The organism is Pseudomonas tolaasii NCPPB 2192 (genome assembly GCF_002813445.1).
GTDB classification, from domain to species: Bacteria; Pseudomonadota; Gammaproteobacteria; order Pseudomonadales; family Pseudomonadaceae; genus Aquipseudomonas; species Aquipseudomonas tolaasii.
The window spans coordinates 2,321,760-2,342,501 of record NZ_PHHD01000001.1 but is presented as its reverse complement, the minus strand read 5'-3'; the positions used below and the strand labels follow the sequence as shown (position 1 = coordinate 2,342,501).

Annotated in this window: 17 protein-coding genes; 9 read left to right on the top strand and 8 right to left on the bottom strand. The window is 60.7% G+C overall.

Annotated elements, in window-relative coordinates:
- Window positions 1-193 precede the first annotated feature (193 nt).
- The 3 genes from ATI14_RS10735 to ATI14_RS10725 all read left to right on the top strand — a co-directional run bounded on the left by ATI14_RS10735 (window position 194) and on the right by ATI14_RS10725 (window position 3,919).
- On the top strand, window positions 194-1,513 hold the full coding sequence (locus ATI14_RS10735; protein WP_016971264.1) for an OprD family porin: 1,320 nt from the start codon (window positions 194-196) through the stop codon (window positions 1,511-1,513).
- A 340-nt stretch (window positions 1,514-1,853) separates the two neighbouring features.
- Window positions 1,854-2,528 carry a heavy metal response regulator transcription factor gene (locus tag ATI14_RS10730; RefSeq protein WP_016971265.1) on the top strand — a complete coding sequence of 225 codons (675 nt, stop codon included), beginning with the start codon at window positions 1,854-1,856 and terminating at the stop codon, window positions 2,526-2,528.
- A complete protein-coding gene (locus tag ATI14_RS10725) occupies window positions 2,525-3,919 on the top strand; it encodes a heavy metal sensor histidine kinase (RefSeq protein ID WP_016971266.1) in 1,395 nt (464 codons plus the stop codon). The genes ATI14_RS10730 and ATI14_RS10725 overlap by 4 nt, the downstream gene beginning before the upstream one ends.
- 150 nt (window positions 3,920-4,069) lie before the next feature.
- On the opposite strand, the gene ATI14_RS10720 is transcribed toward ATI14_RS10725, so the two are convergent.
- The 4 genes from ATI14_RS10720 to ATI14_RS10705 all read right to left on the bottom strand — a co-directional run bounded on the left by ATI14_RS10720 (window position 4,070) and on the right by ATI14_RS10705 (window position 10,573).
- On the bottom strand, window positions 4,070-7,204 hold the full coding sequence (locus ATI14_RS10720; RefSeq protein ID WP_016971267.1) for a CusA/CzcA family heavy metal efflux RND transporter: 3,135 nt from the start codon (window positions 7,202-7,204) through the stop codon (window positions 4,070-4,072).
- 18 nt (window positions 7,205-7,222) lie between these two features.
- The gene (locus ATI14_RS10715; protein WP_016971268.1) at window positions 7,223-8,329 is read right to left on the bottom strand and encodes an efflux RND transporter periplasmic adaptor subunit; all 1,107 of its coding nucleotides are present in this window, start codon (window positions 8,327-8,329) and stop codon (window positions 7,223-7,225) included.
- Between the two features lie 18 nt (window positions 8,330-8,347).
- Window positions 8,348-9,568, bottom strand: coding sequence for a TolC family protein (locus tag ATI14_RS10710; protein ID WP_031319801.1), 1,221 nt, complete (start codon window positions 9,566-9,568; stop codon window positions 8,348-8,350).
- Between the two features lie 99 nt (window positions 9,569-9,667).
- Window positions 9,668-10,573 carry a cation diffusion facilitator family transporter gene (locus ATI14_RS10705; RefSeq protein ID WP_031319802.1) on the bottom strand — a complete coding sequence of 302 codons (906 nt, stop codon included), beginning with the start codon at window positions 10,571-10,573 and terminating at the stop codon, window positions 9,668-9,670.
- Window positions 10,574-10,789: 216 nt separating this feature from the next.
- On the opposite strand from ATI14_RS10705, the gene ATI14_RS10700 reads away from it, so the two are divergent.
- On the top strand, window positions 10,790-12,160 hold the full coding sequence (locus ATI14_RS10700; protein WP_080519807.1) for a GntT/GntP/DsdX family permease: 1,371 nt from the start codon (window positions 10,790-10,792) through the stop codon (window positions 12,158-12,160).
- 3 nt (window positions 12,161-12,163) lie between these two features.
- On the opposite strand, the gene ATI14_RS10695 is transcribed toward ATI14_RS10700, so the two are convergent.
- A complete protein-coding gene (locus ATI14_RS10695; protein ID WP_016971271.1) occupies window positions 12,164-13,453 on the bottom strand; it encodes an MFS transporter in 1,290 nt (429 codons plus the stop codon).
- A gap of 185 nt (window positions 13,454-13,638) precedes the next feature.
- Between ATI14_RS10695 and ATI14_RS10690 the strand changes: the two genes are divergently transcribed.
- Window positions 13,639-15,057, top strand: a complete 1,419-nt coding sequence (locus ATI14_RS10690) for a short-chain fatty acid transporter (RefSeq protein ID WP_016971273.1) — start codon at window positions 13,639-13,641, stop codon at window positions 15,055-15,057.
- A 10-nt stretch (window positions 15,058-15,067) separates the two neighbouring features.
- Here ATI14_RS10690 and ATI14_RS10685 read toward each other — a convergent pair whose 3' ends face one another.
- Together ATI14_RS10685 and ATI14_RS10680 are read right to left on the bottom strand one after the other, a co-directional pair.
- Window positions 15,068-15,412, bottom strand: a complete 345-nt coding sequence (locus tag ATI14_RS10685) for a HepT-like ribonuclease domain-containing protein (protein WP_016971274.1) — start codon at window positions 15,410-15,412, stop codon at window positions 15,068-15,070.
- Window positions 15,409-15,699 carry a nucleotidyltransferase family protein gene (locus tag ATI14_RS10680; protein WP_080519808.1) on the bottom strand — a complete coding sequence of 97 codons (291 nt, stop codon included), beginning with the start codon at window positions 15,697-15,699 and terminating at the stop codon, window positions 15,409-15,411. The genes ATI14_RS10685 and ATI14_RS10680 overlap by 4 nt, the downstream gene beginning before the upstream one ends.
- Before the next feature lie 158 nt (window positions 15,700-15,857).
- Here ATI14_RS10680 and ATI14_RS10675 point away from each other — a divergent pair, with 158 nt between their 5' ends.
- The 3 genes from ATI14_RS10675 to ATI14_RS10665 all read left to right on the top strand — a co-directional run bounded on the left by ATI14_RS10675 (window position 15,858) and on the right by ATI14_RS10665 (window position 19,522).
- Window positions 15,858-17,558 carry an acid phosphatase gene (locus ATI14_RS10675; protein ID WP_017253767.1) on the top strand — a complete coding sequence of 567 codons (1,701 nt, stop codon included), beginning with the start codon at window positions 15,858-15,860 and terminating at the stop codon, window positions 17,556-17,558.
- Between the two features lie 122 nt (window positions 17,559-17,680).
- Complete coding sequence (locus ATI14_RS10670) at window positions 17,681-18,850, top strand: hypothetical protein (protein ID WP_080519809.1); 1,170 nt, start codon at window positions 17,681-17,683, stop codon at window positions 18,848-18,850.
- A gap of 147 nt (window positions 18,851-18,997) precedes the next feature.
- Window positions 18,998-19,522, top strand: a complete 525-nt coding sequence (locus tag ATI14_RS10665) for an SET domain-containing protein (RefSeq protein WP_016968847.1) — start codon at window positions 18,998-19,000, stop codon at window positions 19,520-19,522.
- Here the strand turns inward: ATI14_RS10665 and can are convergent.
- The gene (can, locus tag ATI14_RS10660; protein WP_003188288.1) at window positions 19,519-20,163 is read right to left on the bottom strand and encodes a carbonate dehydratase; all 645 of its coding nucleotides are present in this window, start codon (window positions 20,161-20,163) and stop codon (window positions 19,519-19,521) included. The two genes, ATI14_RS10665 and can, sit on opposite strands and share 4 nt — an antisense overlap.
- A 138-nt stretch (window positions 20,164-20,301) precedes the next feature.
- Between can and ATI14_RS10655 the strand changes: the two genes are divergently transcribed.
- Window positions 20,302-20,706, top strand: a complete 405-nt coding sequence (locus ATI14_RS10655; protein ID WP_016968846.1) for a hypothetical protein — start codon at window positions 20,302-20,304, stop codon at window positions 20,704-20,706.
- Window positions 20,707-20,742: the final 36 nt, after the last annotated feature.

The following is a 20,742-nucleotide window of genomic DNA, read 5'->3' as shown; positions in this document are numbered from 1 at the left end:
AGACTAACGAGCGAACCCTGACGCAATGTTCACTAAAACATTACTTATCTGTTAGGTGGCCATGAGTTTCCAGAATTGTAATGTTGGCGCAACTTCACTGTTATTCGCCGTTTGCAACTATCAGCCCGGGCCAGAGCAATAACAACGCCCTCATCTATAAGAAGCTGAAACTGCCAGTATCCAGGAGCGAAACATTAATGTGCGCCATTACGCCCTCCCCCTTTCCCTGCTCGCGGTAATGCCCATGGCAGCCGGAGCGGCAGACGAAAAGCCGGAGGGGTTTATCGAAGGCAGCAGCGTCAACGTGCTTGCACGCAATTTTTACTTCAACCGTGATGACCGCAAGGGCCAGTCCAGCCCCACCGGCAACGGTTATTCCGAGGCCTGGGCACAAGGTTTGATCGGCAAGTTCGAATCCGGTTTTACCCAGGGCACCGTGGGGTTTGGCCTGGACGCGTTTGCCATGTACGGCCTGCGGCTCGACTCAGGCACGGGCCGCAGCGGCGGCAAAGGCTCATTCGGCGTGCTGCCGGTAGACAGTGAAAACCAGCCTGAAAGCGACTACAGCAAATTCGGCGGCGCGGCAAAACTGCGTTTCCTCGACACCGTGATCAAAGCCGGCGACGTGTTTCCCAACACACCCGTGGTTGCCGCCGGTGACTCGCGCCTGCTCCCCGAAAGCTTTCGTGGCGTGACCGCGCAAAATACCAGCCTTGAAGGCCTGACCCTGCAGGGCGGGCGCCTGAGCAGCATGAGCCAACCCACTCAAAGCGGTATGAACAAAGGCTTTGCCACCTTTTATGCAGGCAAGGTCGATTCGCCCTGGATCGGCTACGTCGGCGGCGATTACCAACTCAACAAACACCTGAGCGTGAGCCTGTACAGCAGCCGTTTGAAAGACGCCTGGGACCAGTACTATTTCGGCACTGCCGCCAAATACCCGCTGAGCAACGATGTGTCTTTGTTCGGCGACTTCAATTACTACAAAGCGGTGGACGAAGGCAAAAAGCTATTGGGTGAGTTCAATAACAACATCTGGAGCGCCAAGGTCGGGGTACAGGCCGGCGCCCACACCCTGGCACTGTCGCACCAGCGCAATAACGGCAATGACGATTTTGACTACCTGCGCCAATCGGATTCGATCTTCCTCAATAACTCCATCCAGTACAGCGACTTCAACTCGCCCAAGGAGCGGTCGTGGATGGTGCGCTACGACCTGGACATGCACACGTTCGGCATTCCCGGCCTGTCATTCATGACCCGCTACGGCAAAGGCACCGGCGCCGACTACAGCAATGCCAACGCGGTGTATATGCGCCGTGATGCAGCAGGTAATCCGTTGACCGATCAACGCCGTTGGGAGCGGGATATCGAAGCCAGGTACGTCGTACAGAGTGGCAACTTCAAGGATCTGTCGCTGCGTCTGCGTCAGGCCACCGTGCGCTCCAGTGCTTTCGAGTCTGACCTGGAAGAAGTTCGCGTGATTGTCGAATACCCACTGGCGGCATTGTGAGTGATTACATTCGTTCGCCGTTAACTAACATCTGTTCACAAATGATCAGTTATCAAAACTGTAACATTGGGACCAGCTTCCCGTTAAGTTGAACTTCTTATACTCGCATCAACTTGATTTGTACCGAGCAACATTCATCTCTGAAGCTTTTTTGTAGCTCCTTTGGAAAGAGATGATTTTTTAACGCCCCACTGGGGCGTTTTTTTTGCGCGTGTTCAGCAGCGACCGATGGTCGCAGTTGACCCTGAAGTAACTTCACGGTTCAGACTTTTCCTACTCACAAAGGACCTCATTCCATAGGGAAATGGACCCCTTCTCCTATCTGTAAAGGTAAATCCCCATGCGTATCCTTGTGGTTGAGGACGAGCAAAAAACCGCCGACTACCTGCAGCAAGGCCTGAGCGAAAGTGGTTACGTAGTCGACTGCGCATCCAATGGCGTCGATGGCTTGCACTTGGCTGGCCAACATGCGTACGAACTGGTGATTCTCGACGTCAACCTTCCAGGAAAAGACGGCTGGGAAGTGCTGGAGCAATTGCGCCGCAGCAGCACCCAGCGCGTGATGATGCTGACCGCACGTGGCCGGCTGGCCGACAAGATCAAGGGGCTGGACATGGGCGCCGACGACTACCTGGTCAAGCCCTTCGAATTTCCCGAGCTGCTGGCACGGGTGCGCACCCTGTTGCGGCGCAGCGAGCACATCCCGCAACCGGATGTATTCCGTGTGTGCGACCTGGAACTGGACCCCCGCCGCCATCGCGCCTATCGCGGCAACCGGCGTATCGACCTGACCACCAAGGAGTTCGCCCTCCTGCAAGTGCTGATGCGCCAGTCCGGCGAAGTGCTGACCCGCACGCAAATCATTTCATTGGTGTGGGACATGAACTTCGACTGCGACACCAACGTGGTGGAAGTCTCCATCAGCCGCCTGCGCGCCAAGGTGGATGACCAGAGCGAGGTCAAACTGATCCACACGATTCGCGGCGTGGGTTATGTGCTGGAGGCGCGACAATGAAAACCAGCAGTTTGTCGATGCGACTGGGCTTGACGGTCAGTCTGATGGGCGCCGGCCTGGTGCTGCTGCTGGCGACTCTGGCTTACCTTGCCCTCACCCATGAACTGGAAAAACTCGCGCGCAAAGGCCTGGAAAGCAAGATGGAGCAGATTCAGCACAGCCTGGCGCTGGGGCTGGACGCCAATCGCATCCGCTCCCGCCCACACTCGCTGATGGACCTGGTGATTGGCCATGACAATTTCTACCTGACCATCGTCGGCACCGCCCCGGATAACAGCGTGTTGCTCAGCGTCGGCGCCAAGACTCAGGAACCCCTGCTGACAGACTTCGCACCGCGGGAAACCCTCGGCTACCTCAACTGGACCGACAACTTTGGCAATCAAATTCTCAGCGCCTCCAGCCTGATGCGTCTGGGCAACGGTGAACGTGTGCGCGTGGTGCTGTCCCTGGACCGCATGGATGATCAGGCACTGCTCAGCGCCTATCTGCGCGCCACGGTTATCGCCCTTCCCTTGCTGTTGATCCTCATCGGCATGGGTGCCTGGTGGCTGGTGCAACGCGGGCTCGCGCCGTTGAAGCAGTTCAGCCAGGTCACGGCCAAAGTCACCACTCAAGACCTCACTCATCGTTTGTCCGTCGACAACCTGCCTAAGGAGCTGGGCGAGTTGGCCCAGGGCTTCAACGTGATGCTTGATCGCCTCGATGCGGGAGTGCAACAGTTGTCGCAATTCTCCGACGACCTGGCCCATGAGCTGCGCGCGCCTCTGACCAACTTGATGGGCAAGGTGCAGGTGACACTCTCGCGCCAGCGACCTGCGGAAGAATACAAAGCCGCGCTGGAATCCAACACCGAAGAGCTCGAGCGTCTGGGACGTATCGTGTCCGACATGCTGTTTCTCGCCCAGGTCAGCCACCCGGCGGCGCGGGCATCTTTTGCAACGATTTCACTGGCGGATGAAGCCCGGCGGGTGATGGAACTGTTTGCCCTGAGTGCCGAAGACAAGCAACTGACCCTGACGCTGAGCGGCGACGCCCAAGTCAAAGGTGATCGCCTGATGATTCAGCGCGCGCTCTCCAATTTGCTCTCCAACGCCATTCGCCACACCCCGGCCGGTTCCAATGTTTCGCTGCTGGTGGAAACGTACGGCAGCGAAGTGTCGGTGTCGGTGAGCAACCCCGGCCCCGGCATCGAAGCACAACACCTGTCCCACCTGTTCGAACGTTTCTACCGTGTTGACAGCAGCCGCGCTCGCACCGAAGGCGGCACCGGGCTGGGGCTGGCCATCGTGCGTTCGATCATGACGCTGCACCTGGGCCAGGCTGACGTGCGCAGCCTGCCTGGAGGGTTCACCGTGTTCCGCCTGGTGTTTCCCCTCATACCCCATGACTGAAAGTGCGCAGTGCAATGTGGAAGCTGGCTTGCCGGCGAAGACGGCGGCAAGGCCAAGAAACAGGCCGCCTGACCCACCGCCTTCGTAGCCTCGCTAAAGCTCGACAACTCCCACACTCGACTCAGCTGCTTTCAGCATGGTCGCCATGGGTCACTCTTCCCTGCGATGTGCCCATTGATACAACGCCGGCAGCACGAGCAGGGTCAGCAAGGTGGAAGAAATAATCCCGCCGATCACCACGGTCGCCAGCGGGCGTTGCACTTCGGCGCCGGTGCCGGTGGCCAGGGCCATGGGGATAAACCCGAGGGAGGCCACCAGCGCTGTCATCAGCACCGGCCGCAAGCGGGTCAGGGCGCCTTCATTGACCGCCGCCGACAGCAAGCGCCCTTCCTCACGCAGGTTGCGGATAAACGCGATCATCACCAGACCGTTCAGCACCGCCACGCCGGACAGCGCAATAAACCCCACCCCCGCCGAGATCGACAACGGAATATCCCGCAGCCACAGCGCCATGATCCCGCCGGTCAGCGCGAACGGAATCCCGGTAAACACCAGCAAGCCATCCTTGAGGTTGTTGAACATCATGAACAACAGCCCGAACACCAACAGCAACGCCACCGGCACCACGATCCGCAAACGGTCCGAGGCCTCCTTCAACTGTTCGAACTGGCCGCCCCACGTGGTCCAGTAACCCGCCGGCACCTTCACGCCGGTGGTGATCGCCGATTCAGCTTCCTCCACAAACGAGCCAATATCACGCCCACGCACGTTGGCGCTGACAATCACCAAACGCTTGCCGTTCTCCCGGCTGATCTGGTTCGGGCCCAGCACCAGGTCCAGACTGGCCACCTGTGACAACGCGATAAAGCCCAACTGCCCGGACGCACTGCTGGCCATCGCCGGCACCGGTATTAACAAGCGCGACAGTCCGTCGATGTCCGTGCGCAACGCGTCGGACAAACGCACCACCATGTCAAAACGCCGGTCGCCCTCGTAGAGCGTCCCGGCCTGACGCCCACCCACCGCGACAGCAATGGTGTCCTGCACATCGCCCACGTTCAGGCCAAAACGCGCGGCCTTGTCGCGGTCGATATTGATGGTCAACACCGGCAGGCCCGAGGTTTGCTCTACTTTCACCTCCGAGGCGCCATTAAGCGTCTGCAAGGTCTCGGCGATTTCTCCAGCGGTCTTGTTCAGCACCGCCATGTCATCACCAAACACCTTCACTGCTACATCGCTGCGCACCCCTGAAATCAATTCGTTGAAACGCAATTGAATCGGTTGCGACAGTTCATACGCACTGCCCGGCACAATCGCACTGGCGCGCTGGATATCGGCGATCAGTGTTTCGCGGGACTTCTTCGGGTCAGGCCATTGATCCTTCGGCTTGAGCATCACATAGCTGTCGGAAATATTCGGCGGCATCGGGTCGGAGGCGATTTCCGCAGTACCGGTACGCGCGAACACCCGTTCGATTTCCGGCACCTGGGCCATCAAGGTTTTTTCCAGGTGTTGCTGCATCTGCACTGACTGCGTGAGGCTGGTGCCCGGCACGCGCAGCGCCTGTTGGGCAAAGTCGCCCTCACTCAAGCTGGGGATAAATTCGCTGCCCATACGGCTGGCAACCAAGCCGGAGGCAACGATGGTCAGCACGGCCAAACCAAACACCAGCGCACGGCGCCCCATCACCCAATCCAGTACCGGCGCATAGGCCCGGCGCGCGGTACGCATCACCAGGTTTTCCTCTTCCTTGACCTTGCCGGTCACGAACAACGCAATCGCGGCGGGCACAAAGGTCACCGACAAAATCATTGCGCCCAACAGGGCGATGACCACAGTGAACGCCATCGGATGGAACATTTTGCCGGCCACCCCGGTCAGGGCGAAGATCGGCAGGTACACGACCATGATGATCAACTGCCCGAAGATCAGCGCGCGTCGCGCCTCCCTGGCTGCAGCGAATACCTCATGCAAGCGCTCGCTGCGGGTCAACAGCCGCCCGTGGCGATGCTGCGCATGAGCCAGCCGGCGGATCGCGTTCTCGACAATCACCACCGCGCCGTCGACGATGATGCCGAAATCCAGCGCGCCCAGGCTCATCAGGTTGGCGCTGACTTTGTTGGTGAACATGCCGGTAAAGGTGAACAACATGGCGAGCGGAATCACCATCGCCGTGATCAGCGCCGCACGGATATTGCCGAGAAACAGAAACAGCACCGCCACTACCAGCAGCGCACCTTCAAACAGGTTCTTCTTCACTGTGGCAATGGCTTTTTCGACGAGGTTGGTGCGGTCATAAACGGTAACGGCCACCACCCCCTCAGGCAGCGAGCGGTTGATCTCTTCAAGCTTTTTCGCCACGGCCTGGGACACCGTGCGGCTGTTTTCCCCGATCAGCATGAACACCGTGCCCAGCACCACTTCACGGCCATTTTCGGTGGCAGCGCCGGTGCGCAACTCACGGCCGATTTCGACCTGCGCCACATTGCGCACCCGAATCGGCGTGCCGTCCGAGGTGGTGATCACGATGTTGGCAATGTCATCAATCGACGCCACTTGGCCTGGCGCGCGGATCAACAACTGCTCGCCGCTGCGCTCGATATACCCGGCGCCGACGTTGGCGTTGTTGCGCTCCAGCGCCGTGACCAGATCACCCAACGTCAGGTTGTAGGCCGCCAGGCGCTTGGGGTCCGGCGCAATCTGATATTCCTTGGCGAAACCACCGATGGTGTTGATCTCGGCCACGCCCGGCACGTTGCGCAGTTGCGGCTTGATGATCCAGTCCTGGATCACGCGCAAATCCGTAGGCGTATAGGGCGTGCCGTCATCCTTGAGCGCGCCGTCTTCGGCTTCCACCGTCCACAGGAAAATTTCCCCCAACCCGGTAGAGATCGGCCCCATGGCCGTTTCGATACCCACGGGCAATTGCTCGCGGGCGGTTTGCAGACGCTCGTTGACCAACTGACGGGCGAAAAACAGGTCGGTGCCGTCCTTGAAGATCACCGTCACCTGCGACAAACCGGAGCGCGACAACGAGCGTGTCTGCTGCAAACCCGGCAGCCCGGCCATGGCAGTTTCGATGGGAAAAGTAATACGCTGCTCGGTTTCCAGCGGCGAAAACCCGGCCGCCGCCGAGTTGATCTGCACCTGCACGTTGGTGATGTCGGGCACCGCGTCGATGGGCAATTTCTGATAGCTGGCGATGCCGACACCGGCCATCAGCAGCACCGCCAGCAGCACAATGATGCGCTGCTCGATGGCGAATTGGATAAGGCGCTCAAACATGAGGAATCACTCGCAGGATCAATGGGCGTGTTCGGCCGAGCCTTTGCCCAGTTCGGACTTGAGGATGAAGCTGCCGTCGGTGGCCACCTGCACGCCAGCTTCGAGCCCTTTGCGTACCTCGACGTAGCCGTTTTCACTCACGCCGAGTTCGAGATGACGCGTCATGAAACCCTCCGGTGTGCGCACAAACACCGAAGGTTTGTCCTCGACGGTCTGGATCGCGGCCTGGGGAACGGTGACCTTGGCCTGATAGGTATCGGTGGCGACTTGCACCGTCACAAACAGGCCCGGGCGCCAGGCGTCTTCGGGGTTGGGTACGCTCACACGAACCGTTGCGGTGCGCGTCTGCTCGCCGAGCAAACTGCCGACATAAGCCACAGTGCCCTGCACATCGGTGCCCATTTCGGTGGAGCTGACATTCACCGGCTTGCCCACACGAACCTTATTCAAGTCCTTCGGGAAAACGCCGAACGTGACCCACACCTGGGACAAATCCGAGAGGGTAAAGGCGTTGGTGGTTTCGCTGACCACTTCGCCGACGCCAAGGTGTTTCTCCACCACGGTGCCGGCGAACGGCGCGCGTAATTCATAGCGGTTGCCACCGACCGCCACGGCCGTGCCGCTCAGGGCAGTCATCTTTTGCCGAGCGTTGTTCAGCGCGATTTCAGCCTCTTGCAAGGTTTGGCGCGCCAGCAGGTAATCCTGTTCGGCGGAGATTTCGTCCTTCCACAACTGGCGCTCGCGCTCAAAGGTGGTACGTGCCAGTTCAACCCGGCGCACGCTGGCAGCCAGTTCACTGCGTTGATCGGAAATCTGCTGGCTGGCGATCACCGCCAGCACGTCGCCTTTTTTCACCGACTGGCCAAGGTTGACCTTCACCGACTCCACCACGCCCGCCACACGCGGCAGAAGGTGCGAGGTGCGGTCTTCGTCGAAGCGCACTTCACCGGGCAACGTCAGCATCGTGCTGATCGCGCGAGGCTGGGCCTTGGCGAGTTGAATACCAGCGGCCTGGATCTGCTGCTCGGTGAGTTCGAGCACGCCCTCTTCCTCGTCCGCCTTTACAAAACCGGACAGCATCAGGCTCAGGGCGACGGCCAGCGCCACGCCATGTGTGTTGTTCATGGAAAACTCCTGGAAAAGTCAAAACCGGGCGAGGTCGCCGTAGATCCGTTCGATACGCACCCAGGCATCGGTGGCCTGGGCAGTTGCCGCGAGGTATTGGGTGCGCGCCGCGATCAAGGTGCGCTGGGCGTCGAGCACATCGAGGAAGTTGAACTTGCCCATTTCGAAGCCACGGGTGGCGCTGTCCACTGCGCTTTGCGCGGCGGGCAGGATTTGCTGATTGAAGGCTTGCACCTCAGTGTTCGCGGTTTGCCACAGGTCCAGGGCCTGGCGAGTTTCGGTGCGCAGGCGCAGTTCGGTGGCGTTGCGCAGGTCGCGGGCCTGATCGGCGCGGCGGCTGGCGGCCAGTACGTTGCCCTGGTTGCGGTTGAACAGCGGGATCGGCATCGACACCCCGACCAGGTTCACGCGCTCGCGCACGCCGGCGTCGTACTGACTGCCAATGGACACGTCGAGGTCGGGAATACGCTGGGCTTTTTCCAGGCCCACACTGGCTTCACTTTGCTGGATTTGCAGCTCGGCCAGGCGCAGCTCGGGGGTCTGTTCAAGGCGCGCCAATAGCTGCGCCGTGGCCAGCAAGGGCGGCGACGATTGGCGTTGTGCGGCCACGGATTGGAAGTCGGGTGCCGCGCTGCCGGTGCTCGCGGCCAGGCTGCGGTAGGCGTCGCTCAGGCCAATTTGCGCGCGATTGAACTCCAGGCGAATTTCCGACAACTGCACCTGCGCGCGCGTGGCTTCCACAGGCGAAGCCTTGCCGGCGGTGACGCGCCCCTTGGCGACCACCAACCCGCGCTCGGCCAGTGCCAGAGAGCGCTGCGCCAGCTCCAGGCGTTCCTGGGCACGCAGGGCACCGTAAAAGCCGGCAATCACATCGGCTCGCAACGCATTCCGGCGCTGTTCCAGCGTCAGTGCCGCGGCATCCTGGGCACGCTCGGCCACTTCAATCCGCGCACCCCGCTTGCCACCCAGCTCCAGCGCCTGGCTGAGCTTGATGCTGGTGGTGCGGCTGTCGCGGCGAGTGTCTTCGACATCTACGGAGGCCACCGGGTTGGGGATCAACCCCGCCTGTTGGCGCCCACCCTTGGCGATGTCGATGTCCCATTGCGCGGCCGCCAGGTCCGGGTTATTGGCGATGGCGGTTTGCAGGGCTGAATCGAGGGTGAGGTTTTGTGCCTGGGCGGCGCTTGCGACCGCCCACAAGGCCGTCGCCCCCAACAATGTTCTTACGGAAAGTGCCATAACGAGAGTTCCACGCCCATGAAGTCGCTGAGGTTTCCCAGCGGGGGCAATGTAACTTTCGGCACTTATCGCGGCGGTGGAGGGAAGATTACAAATCCGTCAGGCATGCACCTCATCATGCTCATCGTGTTGGAAACCTTCGCCCTCAACCTGCAACGTCGCGTGGGAAATATCGAATTGTTCGTGCAGCAATTCCGTCACTCGAGTAAGGATTTTAGGCTCGGTGCCTTGGGACGAATCTGCAATCAGATGCGCGCTCAGCACATTCTTGCCACTGGTCAGGGCCCAGATGTGCAGGTCATGCACGTCCTTGACCCCAGGTACGCCGCGAATCGCCTGCTCGACCTGGTCGATGTCTATGCCGTCCGGCACGCCTTGCAGCAGCACGTTCATGCTTTCCTTGAGCAGCGTCCAGGTGCGCGGCAGCACCCAGAAGCCGATGGCGGCCGCCACCACGGAGTCCACCCACCCCCACCCCGTAAACATGATCACCACCGCCGCGATAATCACGCCGATGGAGCCGAGCATGTCACTCCAGACTTCGAGGTAGGCGCCCTTCACGTTCAAGCTTTCGCCACTGGCGGCGCTGAGCAGGCGCATGGAGATCAGGTTGACGATCAGCCCCAGCACGGCAATCACCAACATGCCGGTGGACTGAATCTCGGCGGGCGCCTGCAACCGTTGCCAGGCCTCGTACAGGATGTAAAACGCTACGGCGAACAGCAGCAGCGCATTGAAGGCCGCTGCCAGAATCTCGAACCGCGCATAGCCGAAGGTGCGCTTGCGGTCGGCCGGGCGTTTGGCGACCTGGATGGCGACCAGGGAAATCGCCAGGGCCAATGCATCGGTCATCATGTGGGCCGCATCCGACAGCAGGGCCAGGCTGCCGGTGACAAAGGCGCCAATCACTTCGGCAATCATGAAACTGCCGGTCAATCCCAGGGCCATCCATAACTTGCGTTCGTGGCCGGCGCGTACTTGGGCGTGGCTGTGTCCTGCGCTCATGAAAAGTCCTCGTGGTGTGGAGTACGTGGATCATAGAGCTATAGGCCAAATACCCGGGCATGGGTTGCAGATTTGTCATCCGCCTGCCAGCAGACGGTTATTTTGAGCGCACCAAAATCGCACAAGGGCGCGCTGCACCGGTTCTATCAGGTATGCTTTTCGGGCAGGAAACAAAAAGAAACAAATTAGCCAACCTGTTCGATAAGGAGTCCCGTTTTGGAGTTATCGACTGCCGCGTGGATGGTTCACGACACCCGCCTCATGTTTTGCGTACTACTGGCCATCGCCAGCATCATCGTGCTGATCAGCGCGACCAAGCTGCCACCGTTCCTGTCGATCCTGATCGGCACCTTCATCGCCGGTGTGGGTGCCGGGTTGCCACCGGAAGAAGTCGCCAAGGCCTTCAGCAAAGGCGCCGGTGCGATTCTCGGCGAAGCCGGCATCATCATTGCCCTGGGCTCGATGCTCGGTGCGCTGATGGCTGAGTCCGGCGCGGCGGACCGCATCGCCACCACCCTGCTCGGGCTGGGCAAGGGCAAGTCATTGCCTTGGGTAATGGCGCTGGTGGCGATGGTGATCGGTTTGCCGCTGTTCTTCGAAGTGGGGCTGGTGATGATGGTGCCGATCATCTTCGTCATGGCCAAACGTTCGAACCAGCAGCTGCTGAAAATCGCCATCCCGGCGCTCGCGGGCATGACCACCCTGCACGCCCTGATGCCGCCGCATCCAGGGCCGCTGATCGCCGTGAGCGCCTTGCACGCCGACCTCGGCCTGACCATGTTACTGGGCTTCTGCCTAGCGGTGCCGGCGGTGATTCTCGCGGGCCCGATCTACGGCAACTGGCTGTCCAAGCGATTGCAGGTGGATGAGCCTGCCGACATCGGCGCACTGTTCAGCGCACCGCCCAAGGCGCCGCGCCAGCCGAGCTTTGGCGTGTCGTTGCTGATCATTCTGCTGCCGGTGATTCTGATGCTCGGCAGCACTCTGGCCAAAGTGGCGCTGCCTGCTGAAAGTACCGTCGGCCTGACCTTGAAGTTCCTCGGCGAACCGCTGATCGCCCTCGGCCTGGCCGTGATCTCCGCCGTGATCTGCCTGGGCTGGGCCGCCGGCATGCCGCGTGCCGAAGTCGGCAATACGCTGCGCAAAGCCCTCGCGCCAATCGCCGTGCTGCTGCTGACCATCGGCGCCGGTGGCGGCCTCAAGCAAACCCTGCTGGATGCCGGCGTGAGCCAAACCATCAGCAAGGTCGCCGAAGGTGCGCACATGCCGTACCTGCTGCTGGCCTGGTTGATCGCCGTGGCACTGCGCCAGGCCACCGGTTCGGCCACCGTGGCTACGACCACCACGGCCGGGATTCTCGCGCCGATGATGGCCGGGCTGGCGGCAACGCAAAGCTCGCTGGTGGCCCTGGCGATTGGTGCAGGCTCGGTGTTCTTCTGCCACGTTAACGACGCCGGCTTCTGGATGGTGCGCGAGTACTTCGGCTTGCAACTGAAGCAGACGATCTGGGTGTGGTCGGTGTTGCAGACCATCGTTTCAGTCGTCGGCTTGATCGGTACGTTGCTGCTTTGGCATTTTTTGACGTAACCCTCAGGCAGCCAAGGTGTGGCGCTTGCCAAACAGCGCCACACTCCCCACCCCCACCGCGCCCATCACCACGCTGTAGCCCACGCAAATCCACGGGCTGGTCGGCATCAGCGCGATCAGCAATAACGGCGTAGTACTCGCCCACAGCGCGTAGGCAATGTTGTAGGTGAAGGAAATCCCGGACACCCGCACCTGCGCCGGGAACAGGCCGACCATCACCGACGGCACCGCACCCACCACCCCGCAACTCAAGCCCGCCACGGCATACGCCGTGCCCAGCCATACGCCACCGGCGATCAGGCTGGCATACAACACTGCAATCCCCACCGGCAGCAACAGGCTATAGACCAGCACCGCGCGCCAGGCGCCGATGCGGTCCACCAGCAGGCCAGCCAGCACGCAGCCGATATTCAGAAAGACGATGCCCAACGCACTCAAGGCGAAGGTGTGGCTGGGGCTCATGCCGAAGGTTTTTTGCATCATGGTCGGGGTGATGACCACCAGCACCACCACGGCGGAGGTGAGCACACAGGTGAGAATCATCGCCGGCAGCAGCACGGCGCGATGGTCGCGCAGCACAGTGCGCAGCGGCAGTTCGGCGGCAGCCTGGCGGCGGGCCTGCATTTCGAGGAACACCGGGGTTTCGCTGAGCCAGCGGCGCAGCCACACACCGATCACGCCAAATACGCCACCGAGCAGAAAGGGAAAGCGCCAGGCGTAGTCGAGGATTTCAGCCGGCGTGAAGACTTGCGCGAGCAAAGTCGCGGTGAGTGCGCCGAGCAGGTAGCCGAAGGTCAGGCCGGCTTGCAGGAAGCCCAAAGCGTAGCCGCGATGGTTTCTCGGCGCGTGTTCGGCAACGAAGGTCCAGGCGCTGGGCACTTCACCGCCCACCGCCGCGCCTTGCAGCACACGCAACGCCAGCAGGATCAGCGGTGCGAAATAGCCGATTTGCGCGTAGGTCGGCATGACCCCGATCAGCAGGCAAGGCAGCGCCATCATCAGGATGCTCAGGCTGAACACGCGCTTGCGCCCCAGATGATCGGCAAAGTGCGCCATCAGGATGCCGCCCAGCGGGCGCGCCAGGTAGCCGGTGACAAAGATGCCAAAGCTTTGCAGCAGGCGCAGCCACTCGGGCATTTCCGGAGGGAAGAACAGTTGGCTCAAGGTCAGCGCGAAGAACACGAAGATGATGAAGTCGTAGATTTCCAGGGCACCGCCCAAGGCGGCCAGGCCCAGGGTTTTGTAGTCGGAGCGGGAAAAACGCTGCGCCTGTGGGGAAAAGGTGGCAGTCATGGGAGGGCTCGGCAGACAAACAAAATGGCGTGCAGGTTATGAGCTGAGCCAGATGATGGCAATCGCGGCAGATATATTTGTTTTCCTCATGGATCGATGAAGATAACTGCATTCCCATATCAATGGCCGTAGCGGAACATGCCGGAAAACTGCCAACCCCCTAATAAATACAAGAGGTAGAACCCGTGGCCGATGCTATCGAAGAAAGCCGCTATGCCCGCTTTGCCCTGCGCTGTTCCAATTTTGCCGAACGCTGGTTTCCCGACTCCTGGGTGTTCGCCGCCCTCGCCGTGATCATTGTCGCCGTGGCGACTCTGGGCATGGGCGCCGCGCCGTCTGAAGCCGCCAAGGCGTTCGGCGACGGCTTTTGGAGCCTGATCCCGTTCACCATGCAGATGGCCTTCGTGGTGATCGGCGGCTATGTAGTGGCCAGCTCGCCGCCCGCCGTAAAACTGATTGACCGACTGGCACGCATCCCGAAAAACGGCCGCTCGGCCGTGGCCTGGGTCGCGTTGATTTCCATGGTTGCGTCCCTGCTCAACTGGGGTTTGTCCCTGGTGTTTGGCGGTTTGCTGGTGCGCGCGCTGGCCCGCCGTACGGATTTGCGCATGGACTACCGCGCAGCCGGGGCTGCGGCCTACCTGGGGCTTGGCGCGGTGTGGGCGTTGGGGTTGTCGTCGTCGGCCGCGCAATTGCAGGCCAACCCGGCCAGCTTGCCGCCGTCGATTCTGTCGATCACCGGCATGATTCCGTTCACCGAAACCATTTTCCTGTGGCAATCCGGCGTGCTGTTGCTGGCGCTGATCGTGGTGTCGCTGATCATCGCCTACGCCACCGCGCCCGGCCCTAACAGCGCGCGGGACGCCAAGGCCTGTGGCGTGGACCCGGCGTTCAACCTGCCCAAAGTGCAAGCCCCCACACGCCCCGGCGAATGGCTGGAACACAGCCCGTTGCTGACGATTCTGCTGGCCCTGCTGGCCGCCGGTTGGTTATTCCATGAGTTCTCGACCAAGCCGGCGATCAGCGCCATTTCGGGGCTAAACACCTATAACTTCCTGTTTATCATGGTCGGCGCCCTGCTGCACTGGCGCCCGCGCAGCTTCCTCGACGCCGTGGCCCGCGCGGTGCCGACCACCACCGGCGTGCTGATCCAGTTCCCGCTGTATGGCTCGATCGCCGCGCTGATGACCGTGGTCAAGGGCGGCGACGGCCAGACCCTGGCGCACCACATCTCGCTGTTTTTTACCTCGATAGCCTCCCACGACACTTATGCACTGTTGATGGGCGTGTACTCGGCGGTGCTCGGCTTCTTTATTCCGTCGGGCGGCGGCAAATGGATCATCGAAGCGCCTTACGTGATGCAAGTGGCCAATGACCTGCAATATCACCTGGGCTGGGCGGTGCAGATCTACAACGCGGCCGAGGCGCTGCCGAATCTGATCAACCCGTTCTATATGCTGCCGTTGCTGGGGGTATTGGGGTTGAAGGCGCGGGATTTGATCGGATTTTCATTCGTGCAGTTGTTGGTGCATACGCCGCTGGTGTTGTTTCTGTTGTGGGCGTTGGGGACCACGTTGAAATATCTGCCGCCGGTAATGCCATAAGAGCAGATGCTCAGGCTGGAGGGCCAGGAAGGCGCTCCAGCAAATCAGGCAATGCGCTTCGGATCGTGTCCCATACGACGTCAAGGTTGATATCAAAGTAACCATGGGCAATCCGGTTACGCATGCCACGCATGCTGCGCCAAGGTATCTGCGCATGACGGGTAGCGAAATCCGGATACTGATCCATGATCTTGGTGGATGCCTCGCCGATGATGATCAAACTCATCACCACCGCTTGTTGGGTGCGCCTGTCTTCCAGAAACTCTTCTTTGCTCAAGCCTTCAACGAAGCTGACCGCGTCAGTGGTGGCTTTCCTGATGTGCTCCAGATAATCGCCAAGACGACTGATTGTCATACTGGCCGCGCCTCTGCCAGCACTTTTGCACGAAACTTCAAAGGCAGATCCGCAGGTGTCAGTAAATCCACATTAACCCCGAGCAGATGCTCAAGCTCCACCTGAAGGCCACCCAGATCAAACAGTGTGGTTCCCGGTGGGGCATCGACCAAAAGATCCAGGTCGCTGCCCTCCTGATCTGTGCCTGCCAGAACAGACCCAAACACTCTTGGATTTGAAATACGAAAACGGCCTACGACTTCTCTGACGGCAGCTCTTTGCAGATCAAGGGCGGTTGAAGGTTTCACGGCTCACCTCGGTGACATCCAGTATCGGGTGAGTCTAGCAGCGCCGGGCGGAGCTCGGCACGTGCGCGATGATCACGCCGCTGTCTTATTTGCGTCACATTCCATTGCTACCGTCCTGCGAAATATCTTGAAACAACCACCCCGCAGGGACTCACAGCATGAGTGATGAGCACGAAGACCGCCCTTCCGCCGATTCCGCAGCCCAAGCGCCGGTCGACACCAGCCGCCGACGCTTCCTGGGGGGCGCGGCCGTGCTGGGGGTGGGTGCCACGCTGAGTGCCTGCGGCAATACTACCGAGGCGCCGGGCAAACCGGTGACGCGGCCTCTGACCCCGCAGGAGCTCGACAAGGCGCTGCACGACCAGGTGAAAACCGTGGTGGTGATCTACGCCGAGAACCGCAGCTTCAACAACCTGTTTGCCGACTTCCCGGGCGTGGAAAAACCGCTGTCGGCACTCACGGCGGCTGACGTCCAGCAACGTGACCGCGATGGCAGCGTGCTGACCACCCTGCCCCCGGCCTGGGGCGGCGTGCTGCAAGTCGGCCCGCAAAGCGTGGACGGGGTGACCTACCCCAGCGAAGTGCAATATCAGGAAAACCTGCCCAACGCGCCGTTCGCCCTCAAGGGGCCGAACGCTGAAGACCTGCCGCTGAGCCTGGTCACCCGCGATTTGTGGCACGTGTTTTATCAGAACCAGATGCAGATCAACGGCGGCAAGAACGACAACTTTGTCGCCTGGGCCGACTCCGGCGGTCTGGTGATGGGTTATTACGCCCAGAGCCGTTACGCCCTGCGCTTGTGGGACGTGGCCAAGGAATTTGTGCTCTGCGACAACTTCTTCCAGGGCGCCTTTGGCGGTTCGTTCCTCAACCACCAATACCTGATCAGCGCCACCGCGCCGTTTTATCCGAATGCTGCGCAATCGGTGGCCAAGGCGCAGATCGCCACGCTGCAAAGCGATGACCCGACCGACCCGCGTCTCAAACCCCTGGATAAATCCCCGGCCAGCGCCATGACCGGCCCGCCACAATTCGGCCCGAGCGCCTTGACGCCAGACGGCTACGGCGTAAACACCCTGGCCCCGCCTTACTGGCCGACCTGGATTCGCGACCCGGAAAACCCGGACTACTCCAAGCCCGACCTGCCCAACGTGCTCGTGCCGCAAACCCACGAGCACATTGGCGATAAGCTGTCGAAAAAGAACATCGATTGGGCCTGGTACGCCGGGGCCTGGCAAGCGACGCTGGATCAGTTCAAGGACTCGGGCGGCATTCCGAAGATCCCGAACTTCCAGTACCACCATCAGCCATTCAACTACTTCAAGCAGCAAGGTCCGGAAAACCGCGCCGAGCGTGACAAGCGCCTGCGTGACGGTGGTTTGGGCGATGAGTCGAGCACCAACAAATTCTTCGCCGATGCCCAGGCTGGCAAGTTGCCTGCTGTGACCTTCTACAAACCCCAGGGCAACCTGAACATGCACGCCGGTTACGCCGATGTGGCCTCGGGCGACCGCCATATCGCCCGCGCCTTGAAAGTGTTGCAGGAAAGTCCGCAGTGGAAAAACATGGTGGTCGTCGTCACAGTCGATGAAAACGGCGGCTGGTGGGACCATGTCGCACCGCCAAAAGGCGACCGCTGGGGCCCCGGCACACGTATTCCGGCGCTGGTGGTCTCGCCCTTCGCGCGCAAAGGCACGGTGGACCATACGGTTTACGACACCGCGTCTATCCTGCGCCTGATCACCCGCGTGTTCCAACTGGAGACACTCGATGGCCTCAAGCAGCGCGATGACGCGATGACGGCTCGCGGCCAGAAGCCTATGGGCGACTTGAGTAACGCGTTGCAGTTCAGCCTGTAGGTTTTCTTATCCAATAGCGACATGCCCACCGATTTAGCACGCGGTTTTCCTGGTCAGCCGCTACTGTGTGCAGGTGGGCTTTCACCCCGCGCAGACGGGCTTTCGCTGACAAGGAACCGACAATGTTTAAACCGACCAGGTTGTCCTTCACCCTGGCCGCACTGCTGGCCAGTGCGGTCGTACAGGCCGACGTCGAAGTGCCGCTGGGCAGCACGCAACGTGTTACCCAGTTGTTCGCGTTTCCCAATAACTGCAACGTGATCTGCTTCCGGCCCTGGACGCTGGAACAGACCGCCGAGCATTATTTGAACCAGAGTCTGCAGCGCGACGGTTACAGCCGCGCCAAGGTGAGCGTGAAAACCCATGACGGGCAGGTTTCAGCGACGTTTACCGGTGTACCGGATGGCTACGGCCAGCCCCTGACCGCGTTGCTCAATACCGCAGACCTCGCCTACCAGGGCGCCAGCAAGCTCAACAGCGACGGCAAATGGGCTTACAACTGGTACCTGTTCCTGCCGCTGGGCATGGCGCTGGAAAACCGTAAAAGCGTCGAGTTGCTGCACTTTCCGCCGGATTACTCGCTGACCCAGGCCCAGGATTACCTGGAATCGGCCACCACCGACCGCTGGGCCGCCTTGCTCACTGACAATGGCATTCCCGCCACCGAAACCGCCGCGTACCAGACCATCATCGATATCGCGCCGATTGCCGCGCCGTCCAATGCGGGCAAGGACCTGGAGAGCGTCTACAGCTACTTCACCGACTACCAGACGCGCATGGTCAAGGAATTGAGCCTGCACGCCGGGGGTTCATTGCCGATGGTCGCATTCGGCGCCCCCGTGCGCAGCTGGATCAAGCAACAGTATGGCCAGACGGTGAACGTGTTGAGCCTGGCGCAAATCAGCCCGGCGGCCGGTAAAACCGTATCGGTGCTGGGCGCCAACCACCCGAGTTACATCTGGTACGCGGCAGACCCGGCCACCTACGACGGTAACGAGCAGAAAGCCGACGAAGCCGGGTTGAAGGTGATGGGCCAGGATTTGAGCGCAGCGTGCTGGCAAGCCGGGATGGGGCAAAAACCGGCCAGCGACCCGAATGTTTTGCTCAAGGCCTGCATGAACACCTGGCAGGTCACGCGCAAGGAACAGACCTGCGAGCTGTTCTACACCTCCGTGCGCAACCTCACGCCGGACCAGGCTAACGCCAAATGCGCCACCCCCGTCACCAAGGCGCAGCTCAAGCAGCTGAAGGACGCTGCCCCGACGCCTGCCCTGACCGCACCGGCACTGTAAGCCGCACAAAAAAAAGCCGATGGCTACTGTCAATAATGACAGTAGCCATCGGCTTTTCGTTCGGCGAGTCTTGAACGGTGCCCATTCGCTGCAAGACTGGAAGTCAGCCATCACTCGCAAGTCCATGCAGCCCAGACAGGGAGAGTTATGAACACTCAAGCCATGGATAAGGCTACCGACGGTGACAATGACAGTTTGTATCCCTTTGCGACCGCGCTGGCCGAGTCCGGTTACCCCTCGACCCGTCAGTTTGAAGTGGTGCGTGATCAAAACGGTGAAATCGTCGGTATCAAATCCCGCGTTGATTTCGACAGCCGCACCCTGATCGCCAAAGTGTTCGGCTACGCCTTGAATGACTGCCGTCCGCACACGTTCCAGATCTCCACACGCATACGGTTGTATGACCCGTGGTTCTGCGGCCAGCTGCACCATTCCTGTGAGCCGAACCTGTATTTCGACACGGCGTATCTGGAGTTGTGGTCAGTCGTGGCCATTGCCGCCAACACCTGGCTGACCATCGATTACGCCAAGACCGGCGACGTGCTGCCCCATCAGTTCGCCTGCCAATGTGGCGGGCCGAACTGTCGGGGCTGGATCAAGGGCCGGGAGGAACAACTCAGCCCGGAAGGCTATTTGTTCCTCCAGCAGCTGGACCTCGCCTGCCGGCCTTAAGCTTCGCCCAGCGGGCGCAGGCGATATTGCGGCGGTAACTGTTCGAAACCGCTGATGGTGGTGTTCAGGCTTTTCCAGCGGCCATCCTTGATGCCGTAGATGCAACCGTGAATCGACAGGCTCTGCCCGCGGTGCCAGGCGTTTTGCACAATGCTGGTGTGGCCGACGTTGGCCACTTGCTGAATCACATTCAGCTCGCACATGCGGTCCACGCGTTCTTCTTCGGTCGGCAACTGGGCCAACACATCGCGGTTTTCGTAGTAGAGGTCTCGAATGGTGCGCAGCCAGCCGTCGATCAGGCCGAACTGGCGGTCCTGCATCGAGGCGCGTACGCCGCCGCAGCCGTAGTGGCCGGTCACGAGAATGTGTTTGACCTTCAGCACATCCACCGCGTACTGGATGACCGACAGGCAATTGAGGTCGGTGTGCAGCACCACATTGGCCACGTTGCGGTGCACGAACAGATCACCCGGCAGCATGCCGACGATCTCGTTGGCCGGTACGCGGGCGTCGGAGCAGCCGATCCACAGGTATTCCGGGGTTTGCTGGCGGGCCAGCTTGGCGAAGAATTCGGGATCTTCCTGTTTGATCGCGTCCGCCCAGCGTTCGTTGTTATCAAGCAGGTCTTGTAGTTCGTTCATCAGGAAAGCCTCAGGAATGATGCGCAGTTGTGTGACAGACAACCGCCCGTCCGGGTCACGCCGGGCGCGAATTAGCTTGAATCTTTGGAACGTCGTGCCTGTCCACACACTATAAGCCCCACAGTATGAGGAATGGCCATGACTGATTCACGACGCCCTTTCGGCGCTACCCAGCCCGAACCGATTGACGATAACGAGGACCGCATGGGCTCCATGCGCGAGCTGGATTTCGATGAGGAAGAGCCCACGGCGGAAATCGGCGACGAAATCCCGAGGCGCGAGCGTGAGCACCTGATGCCCGACGAACGGGTACGCGAGGCGGGCTTGACCGGCGCATCGACGGATGATCATGAGCCGACCGACGACGATATGAGCCCGGAAACGCTGATCCATGAGGATGGCGCGCGGGATGCAAGAGAGGAAGGCGAGGATAATCCGGCGGATTATGACCTCAGCATTGTGGATGAAGATGAAATTGGCGGCGGGAACGGCCTGGACGAAGCCGAGCTGGCGGATGTTGATCCGGTTGACGGTAATCGCTGAGATTCATTGCAAACCCGCGCCCCTGTGGGAGCTGGC

Excerpts from the sequence above, each read along its gene's own strand:
- ATI14_RS10730 (WP_016971265.1), top strand. The coding sequence starts at position 1,854 with ATGCGTATCCTTGTGGTTGAGGACGAGCAAAAAACCGCCGACTACCTG.
- ATI14_RS10725 (WP_016971266.1), top strand. The coding sequence starts at position 2,525 with ATGAAAACCAGCAGTTTGTCGATGCGACTGGGCTTGACGGTCAGTCTG.
- ATI14_RS10720 (WP_016971267.1), bottom strand. The coding sequence starts at position 7,204 with ATGTTTGAGCGCCTTATCCAATTCGCCATCGAGCAGCGCATCATTGTG.
- ATI14_RS10715 (WP_016971268.1), bottom strand. The coding sequence starts at position 8,329 with ATGAACAACACACATGGCGTGGCGCTGGCCGTCGCCCTGAGCCTGATG.
- ATI14_RS10710 (WP_031319801.1), bottom strand. The coding sequence starts at position 9,568 with ATGGCACTTTCCGTAAGAACATTGTTGGGGGCGACGGCCTTGTGGGCG.
- ATI14_RS10705 (WP_031319802.1), bottom strand. The coding sequence starts at position 10,573 with ATGAGCGCAGGACACAGCCACGCCCAAGTACGCGCCGGCCACGAACGC.
- ATI14_RS10695 (WP_016971271.1), bottom strand. The coding sequence starts at position 13,453 with ATGACTGCCACCTTTTCCCCACAGGCGCAGCGTTTTTCCCGCTCCGAC.
- ATI14_RS10685 (WP_016971274.1), bottom strand. The coding sequence starts at position 15,412 with ATGACAATCAGTCGTCTTGGCGATTATCTGGAGCACATCAGGAAAGCC.
- ATI14_RS10675 (WP_017253767.1), top strand. The coding sequence starts at position 15,858 with ATGAGTGATGAGCACGAAGACCGCCCTTCCGCCGATTCCGCAGCCCAA.
- ATI14_RS10670 (WP_080519809.1), top strand. The coding sequence starts at position 17,681 with ATGTTTAAACCGACCAGGTTGTCCTTCACCCTGGCCGCACTGCTGGCC.
- ATI14_RS10665 (WP_016968847.1), top strand. The coding sequence starts at position 18,998 with ATGAACACTCAAGCCATGGATAAGGCTACCGACGGTGACAATGACAGT.
- can (WP_003188288.1), bottom strand. The coding sequence starts at position 20,163 with ATGAACGAACTACAAGACCTGCTTGATAACAACGAACGCTGGGCGGAC.
- ATI14_RS10655 (WP_016968846.1), top strand. The coding sequence starts at position 20,302 with ATGACTGATTCACGACGCCCTTTCGGCGCTACCCAGCCCGAACCGATT.